Below are 4,540 nucleotides of genomic sequence, written 5' to 3'. Positions count from 1 at the left end.
ATCAGCAAGAAGAACACGAAATCGACGATCGCTGCCGGCATCATGCTGACGGCGCTGATCTTGAACTGGCGGCACGACGAGGAGCTGCTGATCATCGCGCCGACGATTGAGGTTGCAGCTAACAGCTACAAGCCGGCCGCCGGTATGGTGCGGGCCGATCCCGAGCTTAGCGAGCTGCTCCACGTCCAGGACCATATTCGCACCATCACCCATCGGGTGAACAACGCGGCGCTGAAAGTGGTGGCGGCCGACACCGACACGGTCTCGGGCAAGAAGTCCGGCAAGATCCTGATCGATGAGGTTTGGGTGTTCGGCAAGCGCGCGAACGCAGACGCCATGCTGATGGAGGCAACCGGTGGCCAGATTTCCCGAGACGAAGGGTTCGTTATCCTGCTGTCAACGCAGAGCGATGAGCCGCCGGCAGGCGTCTTCGAGGAGAAGCTGAGCTACTACCGAGATGTTCGCGACGGCGTGGTCAATGACCGCAAGTCGCTGGGTGTCCTGTACGAGTTCCCCGAGGCCATGGTCAAAAGCAAGGCCTACCTCAAGCCGGATAACTTCTACGTTACCAACCCCAACATGGGCCGCTCGGTCAGCAGGGAGTGGCTGGAAGACGAACTGGCGAAGAACCTGCGCAAGGATGAGGGGGGTCAGCGGAAGTTCCTGGCCAAGCACCTGAATGTCCAGATCGGCATGAACCTGCGAGCGAATCGCTGGGCCGGCGCCGACCATTGGGAAGGGCGGGGCGATAAAAGCCTGACGCTCGATGAGTTGCTGCTTCGAAGTGAAGTGGTAGTGGCTGGAATCGACGGCGGTGGACTGGACGACCTTCTGGGTCTGAGCCTGATCGGTCGCGAGCGCGGTAGCCGTCGATGGCTGCACTGGGCTCATGCCTGGGCACACAAGATCGCGCTGGAGCGTCGCAAGGACATCGTCAGCGTCTTGCAGGATTTTGCGGCAGACGGTGACCTGACCATCGTCGATCTGCCCGGCGACGATGTGCGGGACGTCGCCGACATCATCTGCCAAGTACGAGATGCCGGCCTGCTGCCTGAAAAGCAGGCCATCGGCGTCGATGCCGCAGGCATCGGCGACATCATTGACGAGCTCACCACCGAGGAGCGCGGGATCACTATGGAGAGAATCGCTTCAGTGTCTCAAGGCTGGCGCTTGAATGGTGCGATCAAGACCACAGAGCGCAAGGTGGCCGGCGGTGAGTTCATTCACGGAGGCTCCCGGCTGATGGCCTGGTGCGTGGGCAACGCCAAGACCGTGCAGGTCGGCAACGCAATCGCGATCAACAAGCAGATCAGCGGCACCGCCAAAATCGACCCGCTGATGGCGACCTTCGATGCGGCAACGCTGATGGCGCTGAACCCGGAAGGCTCTGGTGATCTCCAGGGCTTCTTTGATAACCCGATCATGGTAGGAATCTGATGGCCGACAAGAAACCGGGCCGGGTGAAGGCTGCGCTGCAAAACTGGCTCGGGGTACCCATCAGCTTGAAGGACGGCGCATTTTGGCAGGAGTGGTTCGGCAGCTCCGCTTCTGGAAAGCACGTTTCGGTCGACAAGGCCATGCAGCTGTCCACAGTGTGGGCGTGTGTGAGGCTGCTGTCCGAATCCGTCTCAACGCTTCCGCTCAAGCTGTACCGGCGCCTCCCTGATGGATCTCGGGAGGTCGCCAAAGATCATCCATTGTTCCGTGTGCTGTGCCGCATTCCGAACGCCGAGATGACCCCGCAGCGCTTCATGCTGCTGGTCGTGGCGAGTATTTGCCTTCGAGGTAATGCCTTCATCGAGAAGAAGATGATCGGCAGCAGGATCATCGCCCTGGTGCCTCTCCTTCCCCAGTGCATGAGGGTGAAGCGGCAGGACAACGGGCGCCTGAGGTACACGTACAACGAGAATGGCGTGGAACGCGACATTCCCGAGAAGAGCCTGATGCACATCCGCGGCTTTGGCCTAGACGGGGTGTGCGGGATGCTTCCGGTCACAACCGGGCGGGAGATCTTCGGCTCGGCGATGGCGATAGAGGAGGCTGCGGCGAAGGTGTTCGCGCAGGGGATGCAGGCCTCGGGCATCCTAAGCAGCGATGCCAAGATCACGCCGCAACAGCGCGAGCAGCTACGGGCCAGCATGCAAGCGTTCATGGGATCGAAGAACGCCGGCAAGATCATGGTGGCGGAGGCGGGCTTCAAGTACCAGGGCATCACGATGAACCCTGAGGCTGCACAGATGCTGGAATCCAGGTCCTTCGGGATCGAGGAAATGTGCCGTTGGTTCCGCGTGCCGCCGTTCATGGTCGGGCACATGGACAAGCAGTCCAGTTGGGCTGCCTCAGTTGAAGCGCAGAACCTTCACTTCCTTACAAACAGCCTGCGGCCATTGCTGGTAAACATCGAGCAGGAGATCACTCGCTGCCTGATCGGCGAGGCCGATGCCGACGACTACTACGCCGAGTTCGCGGTTGAGGGCTTGCTGCGTGCAGACAACTCGGGCCGCGCAGCCTGGTACAACACGGCCCTGCAAAATGGCTGGATGTCTCGCAACGAGGTGCGGCGGCTGGAGAATTATCCGCCGATCCCGGGCGGCGACACCTACACAGTCCAGTCCGCACTTGTGCCATTGGAGGAGCTCGGCAAGCCGGCAGCAGGCGTATCGCCGGCGGCCTCAGCATTCATGCTTCGGCTGGTCTCGGCGCGCAACAACGACGACCGAGAGGCCATCAACAAGGCTGTCGAGCTGGCATCTCAGGCTCTGGAAGCTGGAAACCCAGACGGACCCATGATGGCCCACGCGCTGATATCGATGCCGCTGCTCAAAGCGGCCTGACCTGGAGTAACCCATGACCCTCAAGACACTACCGGCAGCGCCGGCGGTGCGGCCGCACGCGCGCGTCGAATCCGATCTACTGCCCAAGGCCATGGAGCGCTGGAATCCAGCGATTAAGGCGGCAGCCGGTGACGACTCCACCACTATCACAATGTACGACCCAATCGGTATGGACTGGTGGACGGGTGAGGGCGTCACAGCCAAGCGCGTCAGTGCCGCACTTCGCAGCATCGGCGACAAAGACATCACCGTGAAGATCAACAGCCCAGGCGGCGATGTTTTCGAAGGCCTGGCGATCTACAACCTGCTGCGCGAACACAAGGGCAAGGTGACCGTTCAGGTGCTTGGCCTCGCTGCCTCTGCTGCTTCGTTCATTGCTATGGCCGGCGATGAAATCCAGATCGCCCGAGCCGGTTTCATGATGATCCACAACGCTTGGACCATCGCCGCTGGCGACCGAAACGACTTCACCGAAGTCGCCGACTTCCTCGACCAGATCGACGGAACCCTGGCCGATATCTACTCGGTCAGGACCGGGGATGAGGTCGCCGCGATGCGCGCCCTCATGGATGTCGAGACCTGGATGGGCGGCAGTGCGGCAGTCGAGGCCGGCTTCGCTGACGGCTTGCTCCCATCGGATGCGGCCCAGGAAGACCCGCAAGCCATCGCGCCCCAGCAGGTCGCGGCGCGACGCCTGGATACGATCCTGGCCAAACAGGGCATGCCTCGCTCAGAGCGTCGCTCCCTGATTCAAGAACTCAAGGGGGGTACGCCTAGCGCTGCCCCCTCCGGTACGCGCAGCGCTGCCGAAAACCAGGCCGACTTGGCCAACCACTTTGCCGATCTACAGGCCGCCATGTCGCGGTTCTCGGCAGCAGCCCTCAAGTAACCGGAGAAGATCCCATGGCAGATAATACCGCCGACCTGTTGAAGCAGGTCTCCAACGAGCTCAAGCAGGCTACCAGCGATTTCAGCAAGCAGGCCGAGAACGCGCTGGCCGAGGCCAAGAAGGCCGGAAGCTTGTCCGAAGAAACCAAGAATGCCGTCGACGAACTGGCGACCAAGTTCAACAGCCTGACCGAGGCCGAGAAGCAGCTGAAAGCCCAGCTGGGCGAGCTCGAGCAGGAGTTCGCGCGCCGGCCTTCGGCTGGCACTCCGCAAGCCCAGGACAGCCTCGGCGGCGTTGTGATCAAGAGCGAAGCGCTCAAGCAGTTCGCGGCCAGCATCGAGGGCGGTAAGCGCGTCAACATTCCGGTCAGCGCCGCCCTCCTTTCCACCGATATCCCGGCCGGCATCGTCGAGCCCCAGCGCCTGCCCGGCATCGACACCGCGCCGAAGCAACGTCTGTTCATCCGCGACCTGATCGCCCCGGGCCGAACCACCGCCCCGGCGATCTTCTGGGTGCAGCAGACCGGCTTCACCAACGCCGCCAAGGTCGTGGCCGAGGGTACCGCCAAGCCGTACTCGAGCATCGAATTCGCGTCGAAGCTCACCGCGGTGTCGACCATCGCCCACATGTTCAAGGCCTCCAAGCAGATCCTGGACGACTTCGCCCAGCTGGGTTCGACCATCGATGTTGAAATGCGCTACGGCCTCAAGTACGTGGAGGAACAGGAGATCCTGTTCGGTGACGGCACTGGCGTGCACCTGCACGGTATCGTCCCTCAGGCCTCGAAGTACGTCCCGGCATTCGAGGTAGAGAAACG

General features: G+C 61.9%; 4 protein-coding genes. All 4 read left to right on the top strand.

The genetic code is table 11. The annotated features are described in order from the left end of the window. Nucleotides 1-1,437, top strand: a 1,437-nt coding sequence (locus AB0917_RS33650) for a terminase TerL endonuclease subunit (protein ID WP_366823507.1), incomplete at its 5' end; no start/stop codon positions are given. Next, nucleotides 1,437-2,834 (top strand): phage portal protein, encoded by a 1,398-nt coding sequence (locus AB0917_RS33645; protein WP_286901718.1) that lies wholly within the window; start codon nucleotides 1,437-1,439, stop codon nucleotides 2,832-2,834. The genes AB0917_RS33650 and AB0917_RS33645, both read left to right, overlap by 1 nt. Before the next feature lie 13 nt (nucleotides 2,835-2,847). Next, nucleotides 2,848-3,723, top strand: coding sequence for a head maturation protease, ClpP-related (locus AB0917_RS33640; protein WP_236176124.1), 876 nt, complete (start codon nucleotides 2,848-2,850; stop codon nucleotides 3,721-3,723). 14 nt (nucleotides 3,724-3,737) lie between these two features. Beyond that, on the top strand, nucleotides 3,738-4,540 hold an 803-nt coding region (locus AB0917_RS33635), incomplete at its 3' end, for a phage major capsid protein (RefSeq protein ID WP_366823506.1).

The sequence above is a fragment of the Streptomyces sp. NPDC007346 genome (assembly GCF_040703535.1).
Classification (GTDB): domain Bacteria; phylum Actinomycetota; class Actinomycetes; order Streptomycetales; family Streptomycetaceae; genus Streptomyces.
This window is presented reverse-complemented; position numbering and strand designations above follow the sequence as displayed.